The organism is Enterobacter sp. PL_is511 (genome assembly GCF_055816065.1).
Genome location: NZ_JBVPGP010000024.1, coordinates 1,178,654 through 1,202,914 on the forward strand (window position 1 = coordinate 1,178,654; position 24,261 = coordinate 1,202,914).

The following is a 24,261-nucleotide window of genomic DNA, read 5'->3' on the forward strand; positions in this document are numbered from 1 at the left end:
GGTGAGTATCTTGTCAGACAAAGGGTTTAGGCCGATTTTGACAACAAAAATTCAACATGAAGTTATCAGGGTGATCGCGATCACAGATGTATAGAAATTTTTGGCCATGAAAAAAGTATTAACCTGTTTGAGCGTTAAACAACCGAACAAGTGACAGGTCAGAGTAAGCGAAAGACGGACAAGTAACGGCCAAAAGAAGAGCATTCGATAGCCCTTCCTTTAATATGGGATTGGGGCGATCAGGGATACACTTTTTCTTTGTATTCGCAGAGATCTTCGATAATGCAGGAGCCGCAGCGAGGCTTGCGGGCAATACAGGTATATCGGCCGTGCAGAATCAGCCAGTGATGGCAATCCACTTTAAATTCTGCCGGAACCACTTTCAGCAGTTTCTCTTCGACCTGCTCGACGTTTTTCCCGGGCGCGAAGTTGGTCCGGTTAGACACGCGAAATATATGCGTATCCACGGCGATAGTGGGCCAGCCAAACGCAGTGTTAAGCACCACGTTTGCGGTCTTACGCCCCACGCCCGGTAAGGCTTCCAGCGCAGCGCGGTCCTCCGGCACTTCGCCTCCGTGCTGTTCCAGCAGGATCCGGCAGGTCTTGATGACGTTCTCGGCTTTGCTGTTAAACAGGCCGATGGTTTTGATATACGACTTCACGCCTTCCACGCCCAGCTCCAGCATGGCCTTCGGCGTATTGGCGACCGGATAGAGCAGGGCAGTGGCTTTATTGACGCTCACGTCGGTCGCCTGTGCAGAAAGCAACACCGCGATCAGCAGCTCAAACGGGGAGGTAAAATTCAGCTCCGTCGTCGGGTGCGGGTTCTCGTCCCGCAGACGGGTCAGGATCGCAATGCGCTTTTCTTTATTCATGAGGCCTTCTCGGGTGTCCCTTCCAGAACGCTACGCTCAGCCGCGCGGCGCTTACGTTTTTCATCAATCAGGTATTTTATCGCCAGCATCATGCCAAGGCCAATAAATGCGCCAGGCGGCAGCATCGCCAGCAGGAATGGCGTATCGGTGTGGAACACTTCAACACGCAGCGCTTTGGCCCAGCCGCCGAGCAGCGCATCTGCGCCGTCAAACAGCGTACCGTTACCGAGGATCTCGCGCAGCGAGCCCAGCACGAACATGGCGCATGTGGCACCCATGCCAATGGAAAACCCATCCAGCGCCGACATGGCGGGGCTGTTTTTCACCGCGAAGGCTTCCGCGCGCCCGACAACGATACAGTTGGTGACGATAAGGGGAATAAAGATCCCGAGCGACTGGTACAGGCCAAACGCGTAGGCGTTAATCAGCATCTGAACGATACTGACCACCGACGCAATGATCATGACGTAAATCGGAATACGAATTTCCGACGGCGTCCAGCGGCGCAGGGCAGAGATGGAGAGGTTGGTCAGGGTCAATACCAGCGTGGTTGCCAGACCCAGACCGAGCGCGTTGGTGGCGGTGGACGTTACCGCCAGCAGTGGGCACATGCCCAGAAGCTGAACCAGCGCGGAGTTGTTTTTCCACAACCCCTGGACAATAACCTCTTTAACCTGGCTCATGATTACTCCTCACAGGCCGGAAGATTGTTGATTTGCGCGGGCAGCGTTTCAGCATACAGCCCGGCTCGTTTTACGGCGTTCACCACCGCACGTGGGGTGATGGTCGCGCCGGTGAACTGGTCGAACTCGCCGCCATCTTTCTTCACTGCAAACGCGGTGTCACCTTCGCCATGGATCACTTTACCGGCAAAGTGCAAAATCCAGTCGCTCAGACGGGTTTCAATTTTATCGCCAAGACCCGGCGTCTCATGGTGCTCCGTCACGCGGGTGCCCAGTATGGTGCCGGAGAAATCGCTGCCCACAAGCAGCTGAATGGCGCCGGAATAGCCGTCAGGCGCCGTCGCTTCCATCACTGCGCCGACCGGTTTATCCCCTTTGCGGGCGATAAAGAGGCGGTGTGGGCCTTTCCCAAGCTGCGGCGCGTCTACCACAAAGCAGCTTTTTTGCAGGTCATTATCGTAGAAATCGGACGGGATCACCTGATCGAACAGCGCCTTTTGCTGCTTCGAGGCCTGTTCTTCGATGGTCGTTTTGGTCAGCGCATTAACCAGTGCCGTCAGCCCCGTCAGGACCGCGGCGAAGACAGCCAGCGTGACGCCGTGTTTTTGCATCGTTTTTAACATGGCGAAACCCTTAGCGATGACCGTACACGCGTGGACGCGTGTAATAGTCGATGAGCGGAACGGTTATGTTGGCAAGCAGGACGGCAAAGGCCACGCCGTCCGGGTAGCCGCCAAAGCTGCGGATGAGCCATACCAGCAGGCCTGCCAGTGCGCCGAAGATCAGGCGTCCGCGGTTAGTCGTTGAGGCCGTTACCGGATCCGTCAGGATAAAGAAGGCACCCAGCATGGTCGCGCCGGAGAGCAGGTGCATCTGCGGGCTGGCCAGTGATTCAGGAGAGAATACCCAGCCCAGCGTGGCGCAGACCGCCAGCGTCACGAGGAAGCTGACCGGAATATGCCAGCGGATGGCTTTCTGCTGCAGCAGGAACAGGCCGCCCAGCAGATACGCCAGGTTGACCCACTGCCAGCCTGCACCCGCCAGCACGCCGCTGTAGATCGCCGATTTCATGATCTGCTCAACGCTGTGCCCGGCATGCAGGGACGTTTTAAAGGTATCAAGCGGCGTCGCCTGGCTGATACCGTCCACGCCCATGCGCAGCGCGTTCATATCGGCACCGAGTGCCGTATGGCCGGTAAAGATCACGTGCAGAGCATCCATGAAGCCCGGAACCGTGGCCGCAATCTCGTGCGGTGGCAGCCAACAGGTCATCTGTACCGGGAAGGAGATCAGCAGCACCACGTAGCCAATCATCGCCGGGTTAAACGGGTTATGGCCCAGTCCACCATACAGCTGTTTGGCAATGATCACCGCAAACACGGTGCCGAGGATCACCATCCACCATGGGGCAAACGGCGGGATACTGATCGCCAACAGCAGGCCGGTCAGCAACGCGGAGTTATCGGCAAGAATGCGGGAGACCGCTGCCTTGCGCAGCTTAAGCACAAGCGCTTCCGCCGCCAGGGCGCTGGCGCAGCCCAGGATTATCTGAAACAGGGTTCCCCAGCCGAAAAACCAGCACTGAACGGCAATGCCCGGCAGCGCCGCCAGGCAGACCAGCATCATGATGCGCGATGTCTGGCGCTGATTGTGGGTGTAAGGGGAGCTTGCGATTCTGAAAACCATTTAATCCTCGTTAACTGCTTGCTGTGCGGCTTTCTTTGCCTGAACGCGCGCAATGGCGGCGGCGACGGCGGCTTTGCGCGGGTCATCGTTGGCGGCCTGCGGTTGCTCATCCTGCTGCGCCGCTTTACGGGCTTTAGCGCGGGCAATCGCCGCTTCGACGGCGGCTTTACGCGGGTCGACCGGCGCTTCGGGTTCTGCGGTTTGTGTCTGCTGCGCCGCTTTGCGCGCTTTAGCACGGGCAATCGCCGCTTCGACGGCCGCTTTGCGAGGGTCGACGGCTTCCTGCTCGACCACTACATTCTGCTCACCGGCTTTGCGGGCTTTGGCCCGGGCAATCGCCGCTTCAACGGCGGCTTTACGCGGGTCGATCTCCGCCTCTGCCTGGTCCGTTTGCGCTTTTTCAGCCTGACGGGCGCGCGCTGCGGCCTTACGTGCTTCACGCGCGGCAATCGCTTCGCTGTTGTCCGGCTTCTCGCCGGCCGGGATCACCACAGGCTGCGCTGCAGTGGCTTTTTTCTCGCGAACGCGCGCCAGTGCGGCGTTAATCGCATCCTGATCTTTCTCGGCAGGCTGAACGGCGGCCTGCTTATGGCGCTCCTGACGGGCGATTTTTTCGCGTTCCAGTCGCGCCTGACGCGCTTCGAAGCGCGCTTTGGCTTCTGCCGCGCGTTTTTCTTCCATGGAGATGGCATAAATTTCAGCCTTCTCCTGGCGGAAATACTGCACCAGAGGAATGTTGCTAGGGCATACCCAGGCGCAGGCACCGCATTCAATGCAGTCGGCCAGGTTATGGGCTTTTGCCTTGTCGTGCAGCTGGCCTTTGCTGTACCAGTAGAGCTGCTGCGGCAGCAGATCCGCCGGGCAGGCGTCGGCACAGGCGCTGCAGCGGATGCAGCCTTTCTCTTCCTGCTCCTCGCCCATCTCGGTCGGAGAAGGCGCGAGCAGGCAGTTGGTGATTTTCACTACCGGAACGTCCAGCCACGGCAGGGTAAAGCCCATCAGCGGGCCGCCCATGATCACCATCTGGTCGCTGCCCGGGCAAAACTCAGCCTGTTCCAGCAGATGACGCACCGGCGTACCCAGACGCGCCCAGACGTTGCCCGGACGAGAAATTGATTCCCCGGTCAGCGTCACCACGCGCTCGGTTAACGGTTCGCCGTCAATCACCGCGCGCTTCACGGCATACGCGGTGCCGACGTTTTGCATCAGCACGCCGATATCCGAAGAGCGTCCGCCATGCGGGACCTGCTTGCCGGTGAGAATTTGCGTCAGCTGTTTTGCGCCGCCGGAAGGGTACTTGGTCGGGATAACGCGCAGGCTAATATCGTGACTGCCCGCCAGCACGGCGCGCAGCATTGAAATAGCCTGCGGTTTATTGTCTTCGATACCGATCAGCACTTCCCGCGGCTGCAGAATGTGCGCGAGGATGCGGATACCTTCCACCACCTGGGCGGCGCAGTCCTGCATCAGACGATCGTCGGCGGTGATATACGGCTCGCACTCGGCGGCGTTAATAATCAACGTCTGAATGTTATCGCCACCGCCGCGGAGTTTAACACCGGTCGGGAAGCCTGCACCACCCAGACCAGCAACGCCGAACTGATGAATGCGCTCGATAAGCGCTTCGCGGCTGTGGGCGCGGTAATCGCTCCAGCCGTCACGGTCAATCCAGCGGTCTTCGCCATCGGCTTCAATAATCACGCTCAGCTCTGAGAGCGCGGACGGATGAGCCACCGTATGAGGGGCGATAGCGACCACCTTACCGGAGGTGGGGGCGTGCACCGGCAGCATACGTCCGCGACCAAAGGTCAGCGGCTGACCGCGAAGGACGGTATCACCTTCTTTCACGCACAGCTCACCCTCCGCGCCGATGTGCTGCTTGAGCGGCATAACGAAACGGGTCGCCAGCGGAATTTGACGCAGCGGCGTGCCGTTAGACTGGGTTTTCATTTCCGGTGGATGAATACCGCCGTCAAAGTCCCAAATCTTCTCTTTTCTGAAAGCAGAAAATAACTTAAGCATGTTGTTCCACAGGAATATTGCGAACCGGAATGGCTTGAAGATCCCACTTCCAGCTTTCGGTAGTCGTTTCAACCGGGTGCAGCTCGATACATTGCGTCGGGCAGGGGGCCACGCAGAGGTTACAGCCGGTGCAGAGGTCCGCCACGACGGTGTGCATGGCGCGGGTTGCGCCCACAATGGCGTCAACCGGGCAGGCCTGAATACATTTGGTGCAGCCGATACAGTTGGCTTCGTCGATCACGGCCAGCGCGCGGACCGGCTCCTGTACGTCCGCATCGCCGTCAACAGGCTGCGGGTCAATGTTAAGCAGGGCCGCAATTTTCAACATCACCGCTTCGCCACCGGGCGCACAGCGGTTAATTTTTTCACCCTGAACCCCTACCGCTTCGGCATAAGGGCGGCAGCCGGGGTAGCCGCACTGCCCGCACTGGCTTTGTGGCAGAAGCTCATCAATTTTTTCTACAACGGGATCGTCCTCTACCGCGAAACGGCGGGAGGCGTAGCCCAGGATAAGGCCAAACACCAACCCCAGAACGCTGATAGAGGCGATGGCAATCCAGATAGCATTCATTACAACTTCACCAGACCACTAAAGCCCATAAAGGCCAGAGACATTAAACCTGCGGTCACCAGCGCAATCGCGTTACCGCGGAAGGGCGCAGGGATATCCGCTGCTGCCAGGCGCTCGCGAATGGAGGCGAACAGCACCATCACCAGAGAGAAACCGACTGCCGCAGAGAAACCATACAGCGCCGACTGCATAAAGTTATGGCCAAGGTTGATGTTCAGCAGCGCTACGCCGAGAACCGCACAGTTGGTGGTGATCAGCGGCAGGAAGATACCCAGCAGGCGATAAAGCGCCGGGCTGGTTTTACGCACCACCATTTCGGTAAATTGCACCACCACCGCGATAACCAGAATAAAGGCCAGCGTACGAAGATAGGTTAATCCCAGCGGGATGAGGATCCAGGTATCGATCCACCACGCGCAGATGGACGCCAGCGTCATCACGAAGGTCGTCGCCAGCCCCATACCCATTGCTGTTTCCAGCTTTTTGGAAACGCCCATAAACGGACACAGGCCAAGGAACTTCACCAGAACGAAGTTGTTAACCAGCACGGTGCCGACAAAGAGCAGTAAGTAATCGGTCATTATTTAGCCTGAAATAAAAAAGCCGCCTATTATCGGACAAACCGACGCAGGCGACAACAGGTTATCTGTAGGGTTATTACGGGTTCACGAAGGTGTTTTTCACCCGCGTCGAACGTTTGAAATAGGGCACCAGCAGCGCCGCAGCCAGCAACGGGAAAAGCAGCTGACGAACGGCCAGCGCGTCTGATACGGGCGAAAAGGCAAACGCTTTCACTGCCAGCAGGACCGAAATCAGCAGCCAGATAATGTAGTGCTTAGGCACACTCTTGCGGCGCTTAAAGAAGGCGATGGTCAGCCACAGCGTGTAGTACCACATTCCAATCGCGAAAACGAACGACACAAACCACAAAGCAATATTCAGCACGCTTTGCGACATCAGGGTCTGGATGGCGTGAGGGGTAATCAGTGCGGTGGTATACAGCAGCAGCGCAAGCGATGCGCTTAATAAGGCAACCAGCAGCCATGCCAGTGGGGCGATTAACCAGCCTCCAATGCGTTCTCCAGGCGTTGCGGTCATGAACTCTCCCATAATCTGCGCGAAATGTTGTACAGCCAGTTTGCAGGGCGGAGAGTATATAACATTTCGCGCGGATGGCTACTTTCTTATAAAACGTAACGCCATACAGACTTAGGCACTTCACCGACGTTGAACAAACGACCACCGGAAACCAGCTCCGCGCGGCGATGGTCTGCGGCGCGATACATATTAATGATGTCCTGATTATCCGACAGGGTGTAGTTCAGATGGTCAAACAGTTTTTCCAGGCTCTCAAGCGAATTGATCTTGCGAAATTTTAATAAATAGTCCTGAACTGTCATATTAATAAGTTTCCATATAAAAGTGAGTAATACCAGTTAAGGTAATTCGGTCGAATAATAAACGGATTAATAAAGACGTAAACAGCCCACTCAGGTAACGCGACGAAATTAGGAGTTTTCTTTGCTGAAATTCAGGCATCAGACGATGCCTGGAAGAGAAGGTTAACCGTGTTCACCAGGGCTGGCAATACGAAACTGACATATTATGTCACTCTTTATTGCAGTAACCGGTTACTTAGGTTGGGCGATGGTGACAGGCTCCGGCGGCTGGTAGTTATCGATATGGCTGGCGACGCCCAGCAAAATGACCGAAACTCCAAGGACAATCCATCCCGCTAATTCAATGATTCGATTAATAATTGACGTCATAATGCGTAATTGTACTTTATCCATAAAGACAGGGCGCAAATGTTACAGTGACGTCTCCCTGACGGCAAGCGCTTTGGGAACGGTTCCCTTAAACAAAATCAGTAGGTTAATACTATGTAACAAAAACAACCCGTACAACCTGCTATTTTAAGTCATAGGGCACATTATTAATCTGTGCTCATGCCAGGTTAGCCAGTGTGAAATAAGAATGTCATAAAAGAGGATGGCACTATGAGTGATAATATCCGCGTCGGGCTTATCGGCTACGGGTACGCGAGCAAAACGTTTCATGCGCCTCTGATAGCCGGGACGCCGGGGATGGCGCTGGCGGCGGTATCCAGCAGCGACGCTGCAAAAGTCCATGCCGACTGGCCTTCCGTGCCGGTTGTCTCAGAGCCGAAACATCTTTTCAACGATCCGAATATTGATTTAATCGTTATCCCCACGCCGAACGACACCCACTTTCCGCTGGCAAAGACCGCGCTGGAGGCCGGTAAGCACGTAGTGGTCGATAAGCCCTTCACCGTGACGCTGTCACAGGCGCGCGAGCTGGATGCGCTGGCAAAGAGTCTGGGCAGGCTGCTGTCGGTGTTTCATAACCGCCGCTGGGACAGCGATTTTCTGACGGTAAAACGGCTTCTCAGTGAAGGCGCGTTAGGGGAGATCCTCTTTTTTGAATCCCACTTTGACCGTTTTCGCCCGCAGGTACGAAACCGCTGGCGCGAGCAGGCCGGCCCTGGCAGCGGCATCTGGTATGATTTAGCCCCGCATCTGCTGGATCAGGCCGTCAATCTTTTTGGCCTGCCGGTGAGCATGACGGTCGATCTGGCCCAGCTCAGACCCGGGGCACAGACAACCGATTACTTCCACGCGGTGCTCAGTTACCCGCAGCGGCGGATTGTGCTGCACGGTACGATGGTCGCGGCTGCAGAATCTGCCCGCTATATTATTCACGGCACGCGCGGGAGCTACGTGAAGTTTGGTCTCGACCCGCAGGAAGACAGGCTGAAAAACGGTGAGCGTCTGCCGCAGGAAGACTGGGGCTATGATATGCGCGACGGCGTCGTCACGCGGGTGGAAGGCGAGGAGCTGGTCGAAGAGACCTTGCTGACGATACCGGGTAACTATCCGGCGTATTATGCCGCTATCCGCGATGCGCTAAACGGCACGGGGGAGAACCCGGTTCCGGCCAGCCAGGCGATACAGATTATGGAGCTGATTGAGCTGGGCATCGAATCTGCCAAACATCGCGCGACGCTCTGCCTGGCATAGTTTTTTAATATTTTGTAGGCCGGGTAAGCGTCAGCGCCACCCGGCAACGGTGTTAACCGCGAGCCACTTTATCTTTCAGCGCCTGCTTCTCAGCAGGCGTCAGGAAGGCAATTTCCAGCCCGTTAATCTGTGCCTGACGGATCTGCTCGCGGCTCAGACCCGCCTGCGGTGCGGCGATGTTGTACTCGTGGATAATATCCACGCCCTGAACCGCCGGGTCGTCAGTGTTCAGCGAGGCCAGCACGCCGTGCTCGAGGAACGTTTTTAGCGGGTGATGCGCCAGCGTCGCCACGGTGCTGGTCTGAATGTTAGACGTCAGGCACGACTCAATCCCGATACGCTGCTCCGCCAGGAAATCCATCAGGGCGCGATCTTCGACCGCCTTCACGCCGTGACCGATACGCTCGGCGCCCAGCTCGCGGATGGCCTGCCAGATGCTTTCCGGGCCTGCCGCTTCACCCGCATGCACGGTAATGTGCCAGCCGGCATCGCGCGCGCGGTTGAAGTGGGAGAGGAACAGGCTGCCCGGGAAGCCCAGCTCGTCGCCGGCGAGGTCGACGGCGGTGATGGCATCGCGATGGGTCAGCAGCGCTTCCAGCTCCTGCAGGCAGGCGGCTTCACCGAACGTACGGCTCATGATGCCGATCAGGCGGGCCTGAACGTCGAAGGTTTTACACCCTTCGCGCACACCTTCAATGACGGCTTCCACCACGCCTGCAACGGGCAGGTTGTGGGTCATCGCCATATAGCCCGGCGAGAAGCGCAGTTCGACGTAGTGCAGGCCGTTGCGGGCTGCATCTTCGATGTTCTCAAACGCCACGCGGCGGCAGGCATCCAGCGACGCCAGCATCTTCACGCCCCAGTCGAGTTTGCTCAGGAAGCTGACCAGGTCCGGTTCATTAGAGGTCACCTGTACGTGAGGGATCAAGGACTCAAGGGTCTGAGCAGGAAGCGTTAAATTGAACTGGCGGCCAAGATCGAGGATGGTTTGGGCACGAATGTTACCGTCAAGGTGACGATGAATATCAGTTAAAGGCAGGCGTGTATCAATCATGGTCGCACTCTTTTCTGGTTAAAGTGCGCCATATTATAAAAACAAAACGGGGTAAAAAGCTATTTGCGCAAGGGAATATTCCGTTGCGCAAATTGATTACAGGAGCGTGTTAATCCCGGCGATGAGGCGTTGAACTCCTTGCTCAAGCTTGCTGCGGGGGCAGCCCGCATTTAAGCGCACGAAACCATTTCCCTCTTTCCCGTAGGTATATCCCGGCATAATGGCGACTTTTTGCTGCTCGATCAGCACTTTTAGCAGCGCCCGATCGTCAATGTTCAGCGGGCGCAGATCGATCCAGGCCAGATAGGTCGCTTCCGGTGGCAGCCAGTTCAGTTTCGGAAAAGCGCGGTTTACTTCCTGCGCAATATACGACAAATTCCCTTCGAGATAACCCCGCAGGGCATCCAGCCACGGCTCCCCCTGCTGGTAGGCGGCGATATGCGCCGTCAGCGCCAGCACGGAAGGGGAAGAGAGCCCGTCCCGTCCTTTTAGCGCGCTGAGATAGCCGTTACGGCTCTCTTCATCGCCGATCAGGCCGTAAGCCCCCGTCAGCGCCGGAATGTTAAAGCTTTTCGAGCCGGAGGTCAGAAGCGCCCATTTGCCCCGCGCCACGGCGTTCCACGGCGTGTGACGATGTTCTCCCCACACCATGTCCATATGGATTTCATCGCTGATAACCGCCACGTCATAGCGTGCGCACAGTTCCGCCATCTGCGTCAGCTCATCCCGCGTCCAGACCTTACCGGTCGGGTTTTGCGGGCTGCACAGCAGCAAAATTTTGTTTTCTGGTTTCGCCAGCGCTGCTTCGAGGGCCACCATATTGCCCTGCCAGCCTGCAGCCTGCTTTTCCATCTCAACCGCAACAACACGACGCGCGTTACCCTCTATGGCTTTATAAAACGCATCGTATGCCGGGGTGTGAACCACCACGCCGTCGCCGGGGTTTGACCAGAGGCGAATCAATTCAGAGACCATATAAATGACGGAAGGACCGTAAACGATCGATTCGGTCTCAATCCGGCTGTTAAAGCGCTGCTGGAACCAGTGCGCGACGGCGGCGAGAAACTCATCGTTCTTCCAGCGGCTGTAGCCCAACACGCCGTGATTAATACGCTGATGCAGCGCGTCGGTAATGCAGGGCGCGGTGGCGAAATCCATATCCGAGATGGTGAAGGGCAGCAGGTCGGCTGCGCCAAAGCGGTCGGCGACGTAGTCCCACTGCGTACACCAGGTGCCGTGTCGATCCACGACGGTAGAGAAATCAAACATGACGTTAATCCTTAAAGTAAAACCCCCTCATGAGAGGGGGCTGAGGCATCAGGCTTCTACTGTTCGCATCAGGGTAGCCAGCTCATCCTTCACCGACTGTACCTGCGGGCCGATGACCACCTGCAAATTGTGCTGATTTAACTGTACCACGCCAATGGCCCGGTTGGCTTTCAGGGCGTTGGTATCCACTTTTGACATATCCGCCACCGACAAACGCAGGCGGGTAATGCAGTTATCCAGCGAGGTGATGTTATCCGCACCGCCCAGCGCCGCCAGAATGGCCGGGGTGTTATAGCCGGATTTGCCCACGGTACCGGCAACCGCCTGTTCCACGCTGGTGGCCGTATCGGTATCGCGGCCTGGCGTTTTCAGGTTAAAGCGGGTGATGGCGAAGCGGAAGATCCCGTAGTACACCACGAACCAGATTGCCGCCACGACCGGGACCAGATACCACTTGGTGGAGAGACCGTGCAGGATGCCGAACACCACGAAGTCGATGATGTTGCCGTCGGTGTTGCCGATAGTGACGCCCAGCACCGCCATCACGGTAAAGCCCAGACCGGTCAGTACAGCGTGAATCAGATACAGCACCGGCGCAACGAACAGGAACAGGAACTCGATTGGCTCGGTGGTACCGCCTACGACGCAGGCGATCACGCCGGAAATCAGCAGGCCTTTAATTTTATGACGGTTTTCCGGACGTGCGCAGTGGTACATCGCCAGTGCGGCACCCGGCAGGCCGCCGAGGAAGGCAGGCATTTTACCCTGAGACAGGAAGCGGGTGGCGCTTTCGGAGAAGCCGTGGGTGGTCGGGCAGCTCAGCTGCGCCTGGAAGATGGTCAGCGCACCGCTCACGTCGTGACCGCACACCTCCATCGTCCCGCCCGCTTCGGTGAAGCGAATCAGGGCCACCAGGATATGCTGCAGGCCAAACGGCAGGAGCAGACGCTCGCCGGTGCCGAAGATCATCGGACCGAAATCTCCCGCGCCGTTGATGATGCGGCCAATGCCGTTGATGCCCATCGCGAAGACCGGCCAGATCAGCGGAATGATCAAACCAAACAGGCCCATCACCACCAGGGTGATAATCGGCACGAAGCGGGTGCCGCCGAAGAAGGCCAGGGCATCCGGCAGACGGATATTGTGGAAGCGCTCGTGCAGCATCCAGATAATCACCCCGGCGATCACCGCCCCGAGGATCCCGGTATCAATAGACTGGATGCCAATCACGCTCTGAATGTTGTTGGCCTTCAGCACGGCAGCGTCGGTGGTCGGCAGTATGCCTTTCGCGGTCAGCCAGAAGTTAACCGCGAGGTTCATCACCGCGTAACCCACAAAACCGGCAAACGCCGCGACGCCTTTATTTTCGCGCGCCAGGCCCAGCGGGATAGCGATACAGAACATGACGGGCAGGAAGCTAAACGCAAAGGAGCCGACTTTACTCATCCAGATAAAAATCGCCTGCAGCACGGGGGTACCGAGGAACGGGATCAGCGTGATGACGTCTTTACTGCTTAGCGAGCTGCCGATCCCGAGCATGATCCCGCAGAACGAGAGGAGTGCCACGGGCAGCATAAAGGTTTTACCCAGTTGCTGGAAAAATTCCCACAGCGATATTTTTTGTGCTGCTTTCGCCGTCATAAAACGACTCCTTTATTGTTAAAATCAGTTTGTCTGCTTCAATGCTGCGAGAAGATAAAACGTTTTATCAAAGTTTAGTGCGCGCTAAATCACATTCTCAGGCTTTGACTGGTAGTATAAAGATAACGTATTGATAAAACGTTTTACCGATCTCATTTCAGGGAGTCACGCCGACACATGGCTGTAGCGAAAAAAATCACCATCAACGATGTCGCGCTTGCGGCGGGTGTTTCCGTCAGCACCGTTTCTCTGGTGCTAAGTGGGAAGGGGCGCATCTCTCCTGCCACCGGTCAGCGGGTGAACGAGGCGGTTGAACAGCTGGGCTTTGTGCGTAACCGCCAGGCGTCGGCGTTGCGCGGCGGGCAAAGCGGGGTGATTGGCCTGATTGTCCGTGACCTGACGTCGCCTTTCTATGCGGAGCTGACGGCTGGATTAACCGAAGCGCTTGAAGCGCAGGGGCGGATGGTCTTTCTGCTTCACGGCGGTCGCGAGGCCGATCAGCTGCTTTCCCGGCTCGATATGCTGCTGAATCAGGGTGTGGACGGGGTGATCGTCGCCGGGGCATCGGGAGTGGGCAGCGAACTGTGCGAGCGCGCCGCCGAAAAAGGCGTGCCGCTGGTGTTTGCATCGCGCGCCAGCTACCTCGACGAAGCCGATACGCTACGCCCGGATAACATGCAGGCCGCGCAAATGCTGACCGAGCATCTTATTCGTCGCGGGCATCAGCGCATTGCCTGGCTGGGCGGTAAAAGCTCGTCCCTGACCCGCGCCGAGCGGGTAGGCGGCTACTGCGCGACGCTGATTAAATTCGGCCTGCCGTTCCACAGCGAGTGGGTCGTGGAGTGTGAATCCAGCCAGAAGATGGCGGCGGAAGCGATAGGCGCGCTGCTGCGAAGCAGCCCGACGATCAGCGCCGTGATTTGCTATAACGATGTGATCGCCATGGGCGCCTGGTTTGGCCTGATCCGCGCCGGGCGTCAGAGCGGCGAGGGCGGGGTGGAAACCTTCTTCGGCCACCAGGTGGCGCTGGGGGCGTTCGCCGACGTCGGGGAAAACGCCCTCGACGACCTGCCGATCGTCTGGGCAACCACCCCAGCGCGGGAGATGGGTTACACCCTGGCGGACAGGATCATGCAGCGCATCGACAATGCGGATGTGCAGGCCGGGCACCAGATTGTGGCGGCGCGGCTGGTGACGGTGAAGTAATATCAGGTGTACTGCGTAAGCGGGTTGAGCAACAGTTCGGCCTCAAGTGCTTCCACAAATTTTCGTACTTTTGCCGGGATCAGGCGGGAGGTCGGGTAAACTGCCCATACTGCCAGCGATTCCGGCTGGGCATCCTCCAGGACGACCCGCACGAGTTTACCCTCTCTGAACGCCGGTTCTACGTACCAGCGAGATAAATTGGCGATGCCCATCCCTCCCAGGCAGGCTTCGTAAATTGCCTCAATAGAGTTCGCGGAGAATCGGCCAGACACCTTTTGCTTGTAGCGCTGTTCGCCCTGTTCGAATGACCAGTGGACGGTATCTGACGTGGTCAGACAGCTATGTGCCGCCAGATCGTTAAACGATTTTGGATAGCCTTTTGCGGCAAGATACGTCGCGCTGGCGCAAAGATCGCGAGGGTTGTGACACAGGCGATGAGCAACCAGCCTGTTATCGCGCAGAGGCGCAATGCGTAGCGCTACGTCTATGCCTTTTCCGACAATATCAACCTGTTCGTCGGTGGCGAGTAAATCGACCTGCAGGGAAGGATGTTGCTGCATGAACCGGGTCAGCATGGGAGCAACGATCTTTCGTCCAAACCCCGCTGAGGCGGTAATGCGCAGGCGTCCGGTAAGATGCGTCCCCTCGGGAAACAGATCGGCAAGCGCATTGTTTTTATCTTCCAGCAATGCCTGTGCATGCGGCAAAAAAACGTCCCCATCGCTGGTGGGAGAGAGAGAACGCGTGGTGCGGTGTACCAGCCGAACCCCCAGTTCCGCTTCGAGATGAGTTAGCGCGCGCGATGCTGTCATTGCGCTCATTGAGAGCCGACGCGCGGCACCGGCGAGGCTACCCGCTTTGACGGCTTCGACAAACACTTCAATATCTTCGAGTCTCATTATATCGTTTTTCGTTATGCTGCCTTATCAAATTACATATCTACATTATTTGTCGTTACGCTGCCATAGTCTCTTCACATCCTGATAAACATGAATTTGGAGTGAAGATGAAAAAGTTGAAAACGATTCTTGCGTTCAGCGGCCTGCTCTTTGCTGGCACATCGTGGGCAGATGCTCCCGCGCAGGTGAAACAGCAGGTCCCGGGCTATTATCGTCTGGCGGTAGGGGAATACGAGGTGACGGCGCTGTTCGACGGCTATAACGATCTTTCGCCAACGCTATTGCAAGGGCTTTCACCCGACAAGGTTCGCAACCTGTTGGCGCAACACAAAATCGATGCCGAACGCATGCCGACGTCTTTCAACGCGTTTCTGGTTAATACCGGTAAACATCTGGTCATGATTGACAGCGGGGGTGGCCACTGCATGTCAGAAACGGCCGGTCAGCTAATCGGCAATATGAAAGCATCAGGGTATCGCCCTGAGCAGGTCGATACGGTTTTCCTGACCCACCTGCATCTTGATCATGTGTGTGGCCTGAGCGATGCAGACGGTAAGGCGCTGTTCCCGAATGCTACCGTCTACGTACCGCAGGGGGAGGCCGACTACTGGCTTGACCCCGCAAAAGAAGCGAGCGCGCCGGCTAATGCGAAGGCGTATTTCGCTATCGCCAGGAATGCGCTGTCCGCGTATAAAGCCACCGGGCACCTAAAAACCTTCGTCCCGCCAACTTCACCCATCCCGGAGGTCCAGACGACATATGCCATTGGCCATACGCCTGGCAGTACCGTTTATCGCTTCGCGTCTCAGGGTACGGCTATTAACTTCATTGGGGATCTTATCCATGCTCCTGCCGTCCAGTTCCCGCACCCTGAAGTGTCTATTCGCTTTGATGTCGATCCGAAAAAAGCCATCTCATCCCGGGGGCAGGAGTTTAACGCGCTGGCGAAAGACGGAGAGTGGATGGCCGCAGCGCATCTGCCTTTCCCTGGTATTGGGCATATCACCTCCTGGCAGCAGGGCTATAGCTGGAATCCTGTAAATTACGGTCCTTATCAACGTGCGGCCAACGTGCCTCTGCTGAAATAAAGTGCGGTTACGAACATGAGAAGTTACACCGTAACGGCGAACGGTATCCGACAGTTCGTCGTAGAAGAGGGTGAAGGCGCACCGGTTATTCTTCTGCATGGTTTTCCAGAAACAAACTATGCCTGGCGCTACCAGATACCCGTTTTGTCCCGACACTATCGTGTGATTGCGCCAGATTTACGCGGGTATGGGGAAACGGATAAACCGGTCTCCGGTTATGATAAACGAAACATGGCGCGGGACGTCCGGGAACTAATGCGAGTGCTGGGTCTGGAGAAAGTGGCGCTGGAGGGGCACGATCGTGGAGCTCGGGTTGCTACCCGCTTTGCTAAAGATTATCCCGAGTTAATCGATCGTCTGGTGGTGATGGATAACGTACCAACCCGTATTGTGGCGCGCGATCTGAATGCGTCGATTGCGCGTGCATACTGGTTCTTCCTGTTCCATCTTGTACCAGACCTGCCGGAAGCCCTGATTGCAGGTCGAGAAAACGTATGGCTGCACCACTTTTTCTCGGACTGGACCTACGATCCGTCTACCATTAGCGGCGAGGCGTTTGACACCTATGTTCGGGCGTATCAGGCGCCGGGTGCCGTGCGCGGCGCGATGGCTGACTATCGCGCCAACGCAGAGGATGTGGCGCAGGATATGGCAGACGCTGAGGTGAAAATCACCTGCCCGGTAATGTCGCTGTGGGGTAATGATTTTCATGCGGTCGGCAAGCTTTTCGATATGAAAAGCGTCTGGGCCGAAATGGCGGAAAACCTGCGGGCGTATGGTATTGATGAGTGCGGCCATCTGCCGCAGGAGGAGCAGCCAGAGAAAGTGAATGCGCTTCTGCTGGATTTCCTGGCTGGATGGAAAAGTTAGGGGGCAATAAAAAACCCCTCATGCGAGGGGTTTTGACGTTTACTGCTGCGGTGCCGCCGGTTCGGCTGGCGCTGCCGGTTCAGCCGGTTCCGGCATCCCCAGAGCAGGCATACCAAACATACCGACGAAGTCTTCCAGCGGCATTTTGTCGCCGTTAAGCGTGACCTGGCCGTTGGCGTACTGCAGGCTGGTGGAAATCGTGTTGTTTTCCACTTTGGTGAGGCGGAACATCTGTCCCATTGCCGCCAGACCTTTCACCTGCTGGTTCGCCAGCTTGCCGGCATCTTCATCGCCGTAGCCTTCCAGCTTCGCAATCTGGGTCATAAACTCGGTCGCCATATCCATCGGGATGGTCAGCTTGCTGTCGAGCGACTTCACGCTGCGATCCACTTCCTGCGCCAGCGTCTGCGGTTCACCCGTTGCGGTGGCCGGATCTTTCAGGAACAGAGACAGGTTGAAGCTGGTTTCGCCTTTGCTGTTTTTCCAGCTCAGCGGCGCAACGGTTATTACCGGCTCGCCTTTCAGCAGGATTGGCAGGTTGTTGAACAGCACCGCCATCGCCTGCTGCTGGTACACTTCCGGGTTCTGCTGCAGCGCGGTATCGGTCAGCAGCGCCTGGCTCTCTTTGCTGTATTTCTGGCTGAATTCGTGCCACGCCTGGCCGTCGATATTGCCGATCTTCAGCGACAGTTTGCCGGTGCCCAGATCCTGATTCTGTACTTTCAGGCTCTTCAGCGTGTAATCCAGCTGGGTATTGATGCTCTTCCCGTCTTTGGAAACGTCGGATTTGCCGTTGACGTCCATGCCTTCCAGCACGGCCATCTCTTTCCCTTCAACCGCAATGGCGACTTTATCGAGAGAGAGTTTTTGATCGCCGATACGCTCCTGGAAATCGGTCATTCGGCTGTTGCCGTCGGCTTTCAGGTTGCTGAAGGTGAGCTGAACTTTTTGGTTATATTCGTTCATGGCATTGACCAGGCCGCTCTCCGCTTCACCCGTCAGGGAGAACACGTTTCCGTCGCGGTCAGCATCGAGTTTGAAGTGGCCGCCGCTGAAGGCGACTTTTTCATTCTCTTTCTCGTAGTTCAGCGCTTTCAGCGCAATATCGGAACTGGTGTCACCGGCATAGCTAATTCGGATATTAATGTCGAAAGGCGATTCATTCTTCGCCAGGTCAAACAGCGGTTTGGTGACGTCGTTATTCACCAGCACGGTATGAACGGACGCCATCGACGGGATCAGGTTAAAGGACTTCAGCTGCGCCAGCGGCAGCGGACCGTGGCTCACCACCTCGTCCAGCACCACGCTCTGGCCCGGTTTCAGCCAGCCGTTTTCAGCTCCGGCAACCGGCTTCACCACCAGCTGCATACGGCTGGTAAACACACCGCGGTGATAGTTCTGGTAGCTCAGTTCCAGACCTGCTTCCGGCGCGCTGCGCTTAATCTCTCCGTTAGCCTGCGCCACCATCTCAGCCAGACGGCCTTCCAGCTGTTTCCCGGTAAACCAGGAGGCACCCGTCCAGACCACGCCTAACGCTACAATCACTCCAACCGCTACGACCGATTTTTTCATTGCGACTATCCCTAAAATGAAACCAGGCGGTAAAAACCGCCTGGAGATATTAAGCCTGCAACTAGCTTAGCAAGAGTTGTTAAAAAAATCAGTAAGTCCCTAATACCCGTCATACTTCAAGTTGCCTGTGCGTTGGCTTTCCTCGCTCACCCCAGTCACGTACTTATGTACGCTCCTGGGGATTCGCTGCGTCGCCGCCTTCATGCAACTCGAATTATTTAGGGTATAGCTTATTGAAAACGCGCGCGAGGCGACCGGTGCCGCTCACGCTGACCGGGGACTCATTGGCTGCAACGAATGCTGACTCTCCGGGCTTAAGCACCAGATGCTGTTCGCCTTTGCGCAGCGTCGCTTCGCCTTCAACGCAGAACAGAATCGCCGCACTCTCCTGAGCCACCGACGTTTCGGCGCTGCTCAGGTCGTGCAGGGAGAAGGCAAAATCCTCAACCGGGATCGGGAAGTCCAGCTCTGCGCCGTTTTTCACCGGCTGCGTCAGCAGCTCCGCGGCAGGTTTCGCCACAAACTTCACGTTGGCAACCAGCTCAGGAATGTCGATGTATTTCGGCGTCAGGCCCGCGCGCAGCACGTTATCGGAGTTGGCCATCACCTCCAGCGCCACGCCCTGAAGGTAGGCGTGCGGGGTTTCAGCGAACAGGAACATTGCTTCACCCGGATTCAGCTTCACCACGTTCAGCAGCAGTGGGGAGAACAGGCCGCTGTCGTCCGGATAGAATTCGGAAATCAGACGGATGGTCTCCCACGGTTCACCTTGCTGGCTGTCCAGGGCGGCTTTCAGTACCGCCAGCGCGTGGGACTTCTCTTCACCCTGCATATTCAGCAGGCTGGCAAACAGCTGGCTCAGCGCGTCGGCATTCGGGTTTTCAAGGAAATGCGCGATAGCGTTATGGGCACCCGCGACCGGCTGCAGCAGGGAGATAATTTCTGAAAACTCGCGGAATGCGTTCATCGCCAGGAACGGCGTCAGCGCGAACACCAGCTCCGGCTTGTGGTTAGGATCTTTGTAGTTACGCTCGGCGGCGTCTAACGGAATACCTGCCGCGTTCTCTTTCGCAAAGCCGATTTCAGACGCTTGCTTGTTCGGGTGAACCTGGATGGAGAGCGGCTGGTCTGCGCACAGCACCTTAAACAGGAACGGCAGTTCGCCAAAGCGCTGAGCCACCTTGTCGCCCAGCAGCGCGGCTTTGTTGGCCTCTATTACGTCACGCAGGCTGCGTACCTGACCGCTGGCGTCTTCAATTTTTGAGCTGCTCTTCGGGTGCGCGCCCATCCACAGTTCTGCCATCGGCAGGTTGTTCGGGTTCGCGATACCGTAGAGATCCGTTAACGCAGTTTTACTTCCCCAGGCGTAGTTTTGCACTGAGTTAATGAGTTTTTGCATTATCAAGCCCTGATTCAATTGTGGAATTAACTCCGGGTATTAAAGCAATAAACTTCATGGAAGTAACCTGTGGATGTAAAAAGTCGTACTAGTCTCAGTTTTTGTTAAAAAATTGTGTAGGATAAGCTGACTCGCTTTTAAGCCGGGCAGCGGAACATCTGCCCTGAATAAACAGACCGAAGCAGTAAGTGAGAGACCAATGTCGAATAAACCCTTCCATTATCAGGATCCTTTCCCCCTCAGTAAGGATCAGACCGAGTATTACCTGTTAACCCGCGATCACGTCTCCGTTTCTGAGTTTGAAGGACAAGAGATCCTCAAAGTCGATCCGCAGGCGCTGACGCTGCTGGCGCAGCACGCTTTCCACGACGCCTCGTTTATGCTCCGCCCTGCGCACCAGCAGCAGGTGGCCGATATCCTGAGCGACCCGCAGGCCAGCGAAAACGATAAATACGTTGCCCTGCAGTTCCTGCGTAACTCCGATATCGCGGCGAAAGGCATTCTGCCAACCTGTCAGGATACCGGCACGGCGATCATCGTCGGTAAAAAAGGCCAGCGCGTCTGGACCGGCGGCGGTGACGAAGCGGCGCTGGCGCACGGCGTCTACAACACCTACACCGAAGATAACCTGCGCTATTCGCAAAACGCCGCGCTGGACATGTACAAAGAGGTCAACACCGGCACCAACCTGCCTGCACAGATTGACCTCTACAGCGTCGACGGTGATGAGTACAAATTCCTCTGTATCGCCAAAGGCGGCGGTTCAGCCAACAAAACCTATCTCTACCAGGAAACCAAAGCGCTGCTCACCCCGGGCAAGCTGAAGAACTACCTGGTTGAGAAGATGCGCACCCTCGGCACCGCGGCGTGCCCGCCGTACCATATCGCGTTTGTGATTGGCGGTACGTCGGCTGAAAGTACGCTGAAAACCGTCAAGCTGGCCTCAACCAAATACTATGACGGCCTGCCTACCGAAGGTAACGAGCACGGCCAGGCGTTCCGCGACGTACAGCTTGAGCAGGAACTGCTGGAAGAGGCGCGTAACCTGGGTCTCGGCGCGCAGTTTGGCGGCAAATACTTTGCCCACGACGTGCGCGTGATCCGTCTGCCGCGTCACGGTGCCTCCTGTCCGGTCGGTATGGGTGTCTCCTGCTCTGCGGATCGCAACATCAAGGCCAAGATCAACCGCGAAGGCGTGTGGATCGAAAAACTGGAAAACAACCCGGGCAAGTACATTCCGGAAGAGCTGCGTAAAGCGGGTGAGGGTGAAGCGGTTCGCGTTGACCTGAACCGTCCGATGAAAGAAATTCTGGCGCAGCTTTCGCAGTATCCGGTCTCGACCCGTCTCTCCCTGAACGGCACGATTATCGTGGGGCGCGACATCGCGCACGCGAAGCTGAAAGAGCGTCTGGACAATGGCGAAGGGCTGCCGCAGTACATTAAAGATCACCCAATCTACTACGCTGGCCCGGCGAAAACGCCTGAAGGCTACGCCTCTGGCTCGTTAGGCCCAACCACGGCAGGGCGTATGGACTCGTATGTCGACCAGCTGCAGGCCAACGGCGGCAGCATGATCATGCTGGCGAAAGGTAACCGCAGCCAGCAGGTGACGGACGCCTGCCACAAGCACGGCGGCTTCTACCTCGGCAGTATCGGCGGCCCGGCAGCGGTGCTGGCGCAGGGCAGCATCAAGAGCCTGGAGTGCGTGGAATACCCGGAACTGGGTATGGAAGCGATCTGGAAAATTGAAGTGGAAGACTTCCCGGCGTTTATCCTCGTGGATGACAAAGGCAACGACTTCTTCAAGCAGATCCAGTCGTCCCAGTGTTCGGCGTGTGTGAAGTAATTCTGTAAATTGCCGGGTGGCGCTGACGCTTACCCGGCCTGCATTCTCGTAGGTCGGGTAAGGCGCAGCCGCCACCCGACACCAAAAAGAGCGCACAAAGCGCCATAACGTTTCTCAGAAGTCATCAATACTTATCCCTTAAGCATGTGAGCAATCCCTCTTTTGTTATCAAGGAGAAAGTAATGACCACGGTACGCCATGAGAAAGATTCGATGGGCGCCATCGACGTCCCGGCCGACAAGCTATGGGGCGCGCAAACCCAGCGTTCGCTGGAGCATTTCCGTATCTCGACTGAAAAAATGCCCGTCTCGCTGATCCAGGCGCTGGCGCTCACCAAACGTGCAGCTGCGAAAGTGAACCAGGATTTAGGCCTGCTGGCGGCAGACAAGGCAACCGCCATCATCAACGCCGCCGACGAAGTGCTGGCGGGCAAGCATCCCGATGAATTCCCCCTCGCCATCTGGCAGACCGGTTCCGGCACCCAAAGCAACATGAACATGAACGAAGTGCTGGCGAACCGGGCAAGCGAACTGCTGGGCGGCGTGCGCGGCATGGAGCGTAAGGTTCATCCGAACGATGACGTCAACAAAAGCCAGAGCTCTAACGACGTCTTCCCGACGGCGATGCACGTGGCGGCGGTGATTGCTATCCGCGAGCAGCTTATTCCGCAGCTCAACGTTCTGAAATCCACGCTCAATGAGAAAGCGCAGGCCTTCCGCGACATCGTTAAAATTGGCCGTACGCACCTGCAGGACGCCACGCCGCTGACGCTCGGCCAGGAGATTTCCGGCTGGGTGGCGATGCTGGAACATAACCTGAAGCATATTGAGTACAGCCTGCCGCACCTGGCGGAGCTGGCGCTCGGCGGGACGGCGGTCGGGACCGGGTTAAACACCCATCCAGAATACGCGGTGCGCGTGGCGAAAGAGCTGGCAAACATCACCGGGCAGCCGTTCGTCACGGCGCCCAACAAGTTCGAAGCGCTGGCGACCTGCGACGCGCTGGTCCACACCCACGGCGCGCTGAAAGGGCTGGCGGCATCATTAATGAAAATCGCCAACGACGTGCGCTGGCTTGCCTCGGGGCCGCGCTGCGGCATTGGTGAAATCAGCATTCCGGAAAATGAGCCGGGCAGCTCCATCATGCCGGGTAAAGTCAACCCGACCCAGTGTGAAGCCATGACTATGCTCTGCAGTCAGGTACTGGGCAACGACGTGGCCGTCAACCTGGGCGGCGCGTCCGGCAACTTCGAGCTGAACGTCTATCGCCCGATGGTGATCCACAACGTTCTGCAATCGATTCGTCTGCTGGCGGACGGGATGGAGAGCTTTAACGAGCACTGTGCGGTAGGGATTGAGCCGAATCGCGAGCGTATCAGCCAGTTGCTTAATGAATCCCTGATGCTGGTGACGGCGCTGAATACCCATATCGGCTACGACAAGGCCGCCGAGATCGCTAAAAAAGCGCATAAAGAGGGACTGACGCTGAAAGCCTCCGCCCTGGCGCTGGGCTATCTGACGGAGGCGGAGTTCGACGCCTGGGTTCGCCCGGAAGCGATGGTCGGTAGCCTGAAATAATCAACCCGCCACATACAGGTGCAGCCGCGGAATAATCAGCTGCAGCGGCTGCGCCTGAGGCCTGTAACGGTGCTGGACATTGTCCGCATCGTAATTCAAAAGCTCACCAATATCCGGCACGATGGCCCCCTGATTGGCATCAAAGAGTGCAATCAGCGGCGTCGGACAGGCATACTGAACCTGTTTTTGCTGACCGGAATACCAGACGCGGGCGATAGGCTGCACCTTCACCGGGCGCTTAATTTTGAGGCGCGTATCCGCCGGTAGCGAGGCGATGCTGTGGTACTCCTGCTGCAGGCGCTCAATCCACTGCTCACGCGACCACGGCGCGACGGTGCGCGGCGTCTTCAGGCTTTTTTCCAGCTGCGCCAGAATTTCATCCCGGGTGAAGTTTTTAATGATGTGCTTATTCGCCCAGCCGAAGCGCAGCGTGGCGGGGTGACGCAGTACCGTCAGCGTGCGATAGGCATTCAGGGTAATTAACCCAGGAAGCTGACGGTGCACCCATTCAAACCGGGCGGCAGGGGCGAGGCCGGACTCTTCGGTAACGATCTTTTCAAATGCCGCTTTCAGGCTGTTGATATGGGTAATCTGGTCTTCCAGCGCTTCGCGCGTTGCCGCATCGGTTTGCAGGCAGATCACGCCGGGCAGACGCACGGCCGCCTTACTGCTGCGGTTTTCAGACTGCTGCTGGATAAACAGGCGACGATAGTGTTTCAGCGCCAGCTCAAGGGCGGCGCTGCCGATGTGCTGTTCAACCTCGATGGTGTCCAGCGGGTCGTGTTCTGCCCCTTTAGCTACCTCGGGCAGGGTAAAGACGCGCGCGGCCAGCAGACGGCAGGTCTGCAAACGTTCGGTCAGGGTCAGGAGCTCGTGTTCTATTTCCCGAAACGTGCTGTTCAGCCGTTCGAGGAGATCGTAAGTCGCCATAAACACTCTCATTAGTTACAACATACTTATCA

At 57.0% G+C, this 24,261-nt stretch carries 23 protein-coding genes; 6 read left to right on the forward strand and 17 right to left on the reverse strand.

Annotation, left to right across the window (positions count from 1 at the left end; genetic code table 11):
- Positions 1-239: 239 nt before the first annotated feature.
- The 10 genes from nth to blr all read right to left on the reverse strand — a co-directional run bounded on the left by nth (position 240) and on the right by blr (position 7,594).
- Positions 240-875 (reverse strand): endonuclease III, encoded by a 636-nt coding sequence (nth, locus tag AC0TN7_RS21220; RefSeq protein ID WP_008500570.1) that lies wholly within the window; start codon positions 873-875, stop codon positions 240-242.
- Positions 872-1,558, reverse strand: coding sequence for an electron transport complex subunit E (locus AC0TN7_RS21225; protein ID WP_023617347.1), 687 nt, complete (start codon positions 1,556-1,558; stop codon positions 872-874). The genes nth and AC0TN7_RS21225 overlap by 4 nt, the downstream gene beginning before the upstream one ends.
- A gap of 2 nt (positions 1,559-1,560) precedes the next feature.
- Positions 1,561-2,181: an electron transport complex subunit RsxG gene (gene rsxG, locus AC0TN7_RS21230; protein ID WP_032651034.1), complete on the reverse strand. Its 621-nt coding sequence runs from the start codon at positions 2,179-2,181 to the stop codon at positions 1,561-1,563.
- Between the two features lie 10 nt (positions 2,182-2,191).
- The gene (rsxD, locus tag AC0TN7_RS21235; protein WP_463726826.1) at positions 2,192-3,244 is read right to left on the reverse strand and encodes an electron transport complex subunit RsxD; all 1,053 of its coding nucleotides are present in this window, start codon (positions 3,242-3,244) and stop codon (positions 2,192-2,194) included.
- The gene (gene rsxC, locus AC0TN7_RS21240) at positions 3,245-5,266 is read right to left on the reverse strand and encodes an electron transport complex subunit RsxC (protein WP_463726825.1); all 2,022 of its coding nucleotides are present in this window, start codon (positions 5,264-5,266) and stop codon (positions 3,245-3,247) included.
- Entirely contained in the window at positions 5,259-5,837 is a 579-nt protein-coding gene (gene rsxB, locus AC0TN7_RS21245; protein WP_024909348.1) for an electron transport complex subunit RsxB, read from the reverse strand. Before rsxB ends, rsxC begins: the two co-directional genes overlap by 8 nt.
- A complete protein-coding gene (gene rsxA, locus AC0TN7_RS21250) occupies positions 5,837-6,418 on the reverse strand; it encodes an electron transport complex subunit RsxA (protein WP_008500564.1) in 582 nt (193 codons plus the stop codon). The genes rsxB and rsxA overlap by 1 nt, the downstream gene beginning before the upstream one ends.
- Positions 6,419-6,494: 76 nt before the next feature.
- The gene (locus AC0TN7_RS21255; protein ID WP_024909347.1) at positions 6,495-6,935 is read right to left on the reverse strand and encodes a DUF2569 domain-containing protein; all 441 of its coding nucleotides are present in this window, start codon (positions 6,933-6,935) and stop codon (positions 6,495-6,497) included.
- Between the two features lie 86 nt (positions 6,936-7,021).
- A complete protein-coding gene (ydgT, locus tag AC0TN7_RS21260) occupies positions 7,022-7,237 on the reverse strand; it encodes a transcription modulator YdgT (RefSeq protein ID WP_013096896.1) in 216 nt (71 codons plus the stop codon).
- Positions 7,238-7,468: 231 nt separating this feature from the next.
- Positions 7,469-7,594, reverse strand: coding sequence for a division septum protein Blr (blr, locus tag AC0TN7_RS21265; RefSeq protein WP_169814161.1), 126 nt, complete (start codon positions 7,592-7,594; stop codon positions 7,469-7,471).
- Positions 7,595-7,837: 243 nt separating this feature from the next.
- Between blr and AC0TN7_RS21270 the strand changes: the two genes are divergently transcribed.
- Positions 7,838-8,878 carry an oxidoreductase gene (locus AC0TN7_RS21270; protein ID WP_463726824.1) on the forward strand — a complete coding sequence of 347 codons (1,041 nt, stop codon included), beginning with the start codon at positions 7,838-7,840 and terminating at the stop codon, positions 8,876-8,878.
- Between the two features lie 52 nt (positions 8,879-8,930).
- Here the strand turns inward: AC0TN7_RS21270 and add are convergent, their stop codons facing one another.
- The 3 genes from add to malX form a co-directional block, all read right to left on the reverse strand.
- Positions 8,931-9,932 carry an adenosine deaminase gene (gene add, locus AC0TN7_RS21275; RefSeq protein WP_463726823.1) on the reverse strand — a complete coding sequence of 334 codons (1,002 nt, stop codon included), beginning with the start codon at positions 9,930-9,932 and terminating at the stop codon, positions 8,931-8,933.
- Between the two features lie 96 nt (positions 9,933-10,028).
- Positions 10,029-11,201, reverse strand: a complete 1,173-nt coding sequence (locus AC0TN7_RS21280; protein WP_463726822.1) for a MalY/PatB family protein — start codon at positions 11,199-11,201, stop codon at positions 10,029-10,031.
- A 48-nt stretch (positions 11,202-11,249) separates the two neighbouring features.
- A complete protein-coding gene (gene malX, locus AC0TN7_RS21285; RefSeq protein WP_463726821.1) occupies positions 11,250-12,842 on the reverse strand; it encodes a maltose/glucose-specific PTS transporter subunit IIBC in 1,593 nt (530 codons plus the stop codon).
- A 177-nt stretch (positions 12,843-13,019) separates the two neighbouring features.
- On the opposite strand from malX, the gene AC0TN7_RS21290 reads away from it, so the two are divergent.
- Positions 13,020-14,048 (forward strand): Mal regulon transcriptional regulator MalI, encoded by a 1,029-nt coding sequence (locus tag AC0TN7_RS21290; protein WP_024909341.1) that lies wholly within the window; start codon positions 13,020-13,022, stop codon positions 14,046-14,048.
- A gap of 2 nt (positions 14,049-14,050) precedes the next feature.
- Here the strand turns inward: AC0TN7_RS21290 and AC0TN7_RS21295 are convergent, their stop codons facing one another.
- Complete coding sequence (locus AC0TN7_RS21295; protein ID WP_061715404.1) at positions 14,051-14,947, reverse strand: LysR family transcriptional regulator; 897 nt, start codon at positions 14,945-14,947, stop codon at positions 14,051-14,053.
- A gap of 107 nt (positions 14,948-15,054) precedes the next feature.
- Between AC0TN7_RS21295 and AC0TN7_RS21300 the strand changes: the two genes are divergently transcribed.
- Together AC0TN7_RS21300 and AC0TN7_RS21305 are read left to right on the forward strand one after the other, a co-directional pair.
- Positions 15,055-16,035 (forward strand): MBL fold metallo-hydrolase, encoded by a 981-nt coding sequence (locus AC0TN7_RS21300; protein ID WP_463726820.1) that lies wholly within the window; start codon positions 15,055-15,057, stop codon positions 16,033-16,035.
- 15 nt (positions 16,036-16,050) lie between these two features.
- Positions 16,051-16,905: an alpha/beta fold hydrolase gene (locus AC0TN7_RS21305; protein WP_463726819.1), complete on the forward strand. Its 855-nt coding sequence runs from the start codon at positions 16,051-16,053 to the stop codon at positions 16,903-16,905.
- Between the two features lie 39 nt (positions 16,906-16,944).
- Here the strand turns inward: AC0TN7_RS21305 and AC0TN7_RS21310 are convergent, their stop codons facing one another.
- Both AC0TN7_RS21310 and manA read right to left on the reverse strand, forming a co-directional pair.
- A complete protein-coding gene (locus AC0TN7_RS21310) occupies positions 16,945-18,477 on the reverse strand; it encodes a YdgA family protein (RefSeq protein ID WP_473702413.1) in 1,533 nt (510 codons plus the stop codon).
- Positions 18,478-18,691: 214 nt separating this feature from the next.
- Positions 18,692-19,876, reverse strand: a complete 1,185-nt coding sequence (gene manA / locus AC0TN7_RS21315; RefSeq protein WP_463726818.1) for a mannose-6-phosphate isomerase — start codon at positions 19,874-19,876, stop codon at positions 18,692-18,694.
- Positions 19,877-20,075: 199 nt separating this feature from the next.
- Here manA and fumA point away from each other — a divergent pair, with 199 nt between their 5' ends.
- Complete coding sequence (gene fumA, locus AC0TN7_RS21320) at positions 20,076-21,722, forward strand: class I fumarate hydratase FumA (RefSeq protein WP_061715401.1); 1,647 nt, start codon at positions 20,076-20,078, stop codon at positions 21,720-21,722.
- Positions 21,723-21,904: 182 nt separating this feature from the next.
- Positions 21,905-23,299 carry a class II fumarate hydratase gene (gene fumC, locus AC0TN7_RS21325; protein WP_473702414.1) on the forward strand — a complete coding sequence of 465 codons (1,395 nt, stop codon included), beginning with the start codon at positions 21,905-21,907 and terminating at the stop codon, positions 23,297-23,299.
- On the opposite strand, the gene tus is transcribed toward fumC, so the two are convergent.
- The gene (tus, locus tag AC0TN7_RS21330; RefSeq protein ID WP_473702415.1) at positions 23,300-24,229 is read right to left on the reverse strand and encodes a DNA replication terminus site-binding protein; all 930 of its coding nucleotides are present in this window, start codon (positions 24,227-24,229) and stop codon (positions 23,300-23,302) included.
- Positions 24,230-24,261 lie beyond the last annotated feature (32 nt).

Excerpts from the sequence above, each read along its gene's own strand:
- nth (WP_008500570.1), bottom strand. The coding sequence starts at position 875 with ATGAATAAAGAAAAGCGCATTGCGATCCTGACCCGTCTGCGGGACGAG.
- AC0TN7_RS21225 (WP_023617347.1), bottom strand. The coding sequence starts at position 1,558 with ATGAGCCAGGTTAAAGAGGTTATTGTCCAGGGGTTGTGGAAAAACAAC.
- rsxG (WP_032651034.1), bottom strand. The coding sequence starts at position 2,181 with ATGTTAAAAACGATGCAAAAACACGGCGTCACGCTGGCTGTCTTCGCC.
- rsxD (WP_463726826.1), bottom strand. The coding sequence starts at position 3,244 with ATGGTTTTCAGAATCGCAAGCTCCCCTTACACCCACAATCAGCGCCAG.
- rsxC (WP_463726825.1), bottom strand. The coding sequence starts at position 5,266 with ATGCTTAAGTTATTTTCTGCTTTCAGAAAAGAGAAGATTTGGGACTTT.
- rsxB (WP_024909348.1), bottom strand. The coding sequence starts at position 5,837 with ATGAATGCTATCTGGATTGCCATCGCCTCTATCAGCGTTCTGGGGTTG.
- rsxA (WP_008500564.1), bottom strand. The coding sequence starts at position 6,418 with ATGACCGATTACTTACTGCTCTTTGTCGGCACCGTGCTGGTTAACAAC.
- AC0TN7_RS21255 (WP_024909347.1), bottom strand. The coding sequence starts at position 6,935 with ATGACCGCAACGCCTGGAGAACGCATTGGAGGCTGGTTAATCGCCCCA.
- ydgT (WP_013096896.1), bottom strand. The coding sequence starts at position 7,237 with ATGACAGTTCAGGACTATTTATTAAAATTTCGCAAGATCAATTCGCTT.
- AC0TN7_RS21270 (WP_463726824.1), top strand. The coding sequence starts at position 7,838 with ATGAGTGATAATATCCGCGTCGGGCTTATCGGCTACGGGTACGCGAGC.
- add (WP_463726823.1), bottom strand. The coding sequence starts at position 9,932 with ATGATTGATACACGCCTGCCTTTAACTGATATTCATCGTCACCTTGAC.
- AC0TN7_RS21280 (WP_463726822.1), bottom strand. The coding sequence starts at position 11,201 with ATGTTTGATTTCTCTACCGTCGTGGATCGACACGGCACCTGGTGTACG.
- malX (WP_463726821.1), bottom strand. The coding sequence starts at position 12,842 with ATGACGGCGAAAGCAGCACAAAAAATATCGCTGTGGGAATTTTTCCAG.
- AC0TN7_RS21290 (WP_024909341.1), top strand. The coding sequence starts at position 13,020 with ATGGCTGTAGCGAAAAAAATCACCATCAACGATGTCGCGCTTGCGGCG.
- AC0TN7_RS21295 (WP_061715404.1), bottom strand. The coding sequence starts at position 14,947 with ATGAGACTCGAAGATATTGAAGTGTTTGTCGAAGCCGTCAAAGCGGGT.
- AC0TN7_RS21300 (WP_463726820.1), top strand. The coding sequence starts at position 15,055 with ATGAAAAAGTTGAAAACGATTCTTGCGTTCAGCGGCCTGCTCTTTGCT.
- AC0TN7_RS21305 (WP_463726819.1), top strand. The coding sequence starts at position 16,051 with ATGAGAAGTTACACCGTAACGGCGAACGGTATCCGACAGTTCGTCGTA.
- AC0TN7_RS21310 (WP_473702413.1), bottom strand. The coding sequence starts at position 18,477 with ATGAAAAAATCGGTCGTAGCGGTTGGAGTGATTGTAGCGTTAGGCGTG.
- manA (WP_463726818.1), bottom strand. The coding sequence starts at position 19,876 with ATGCAAAAACTCATTAACTCAGTGCAAAACTACGCCTGGGGAAGTAAA.
- fumA (WP_061715401.1), top strand. The coding sequence starts at position 20,076 with ATGTCGAATAAACCCTTCCATTATCAGGATCCTTTCCCCCTCAGTAAG.
- fumC (WP_473702414.1), top strand. The coding sequence starts at position 21,905 with ATGACCACGGTACGCCATGAGAAAGATTCGATGGGCGCCATCGACGTC.
- tus (WP_473702415.1), bottom strand. The coding sequence starts at position 24,229 with ATGGCGACTTACGATCTCCTCGAACGGCTGAACAGCACGTTTCGGGAA.